Origin of the sequence: Lutimaribacter marinistellae, assembly GCF_042648365.1 — a bacterium.
GTDB classification, from domain to species: Bacteria; Pseudomonadota; Alphaproteobacteria; order Rhodobacterales; family Rhodobacteraceae; genus Lutimaribacter_A; species Lutimaribacter_A marinistellae.
In genome coordinates, this window is the sequence record NZ_JBHRXI010000034.1 from 1 (window position 1) to 1,073 (window position 1,073).

The window sequence follows — 1,073 nt, forward strand, 5'->3', positions numbered from 1 at the left end:
ATGGCAAAGGAAAAGTTTGAGCGTACGAAACCGCATGTGAACATCGGCACGATTGGCCATGTTGACCACGGCAAGACGACGCTGACGGCAGCGATCACCAAGTATTTCGGCGACTTCCGCGCCTATGACCAGATCGACGGCGCGCCGGAAGAGAAGGCTCGCGGGATCACCATTTCGACCGCCCACGTGGAATACGAGACCGACGCGCGCCACTATGCGCATGTCGACTGCCCGGGCCACGCGGACTACGTCAAGAACATGATCACCGGTGCGGCGCAGATGGACGGCGCGATCCTGGTGGTGAACGCCGCTGACGGCCCGATGCCGCAGACGCGCGAGCACATCCTGCTGGGCCGCCAGGTGGGCATCCCCGCGATGGTCGTGTTCATGAACAAGGTCGACCAGGTCGATGACGAGGAACTGCTGGAACTCGTCGAGATGGAAGTGCGCGAACTGCTTTCCTCCTACGACTTCCCCGGCGACGACATTCCGATCATCGCAGGTTCGGCCCTGGCCGCGATGGAAGGCCGCGATCCCGAGATCGGCGAAGAGAAGATCAAGGAGCTGATGGCGGCCGTGGACGAGTACATCCCGACGCCCGAGCGCGCCGTGGACCAGCCCTTCCTGATGCCGATCGAGGACGTGTTCTCGATCTCCGGCCGCGGTACGGTTGTGACCGGCCGTGTCGAGCGTGGCGTCATCAACGTGGGCGACGAGATCGAGATCGTCGGCATCAAGGACACCAAGAAGACCACCTGCACCGGTGTCGAGATGTTCCGCAAGCTGCTGGACCGCGGTGAAGCGGGCGACAACATCGGCGCGCTGCTGCGCGGTATCGACCGTGAAGGTGTCGAGCGCGGCCAGGTTCTGGCCAAGCCCGGCTCGGTGACCCCGCACACCAAGTTCGAAGCCGAAGCCTACATCCTGACCAAGGAAGAGGGCGGCCGTCACACCCCGTTCTTCGCGAACTACCGTCCGCAGTTCTACTTCCGGACGACCGACGTGACCGGGACCGTGACGCTGGCCGAAGGCACCGAGATGGTGATGCCGGGCGACAACGTTGCCTTCACCGT

General features: G+C 63.5%; 1 protein-coding gene. It reads left to right on the plus strand.

Annotated elements, in window-relative coordinates; all coding sequences use genetic code 11:
• A partial coding sequence (tuf, locus tag ACFORG_RS20205) for an elongation factor Tu (RefSeq protein ID WP_386737383.1) occupies nt 1-1,073 on the plus strand: 1,073 nt, incomplete at both ends.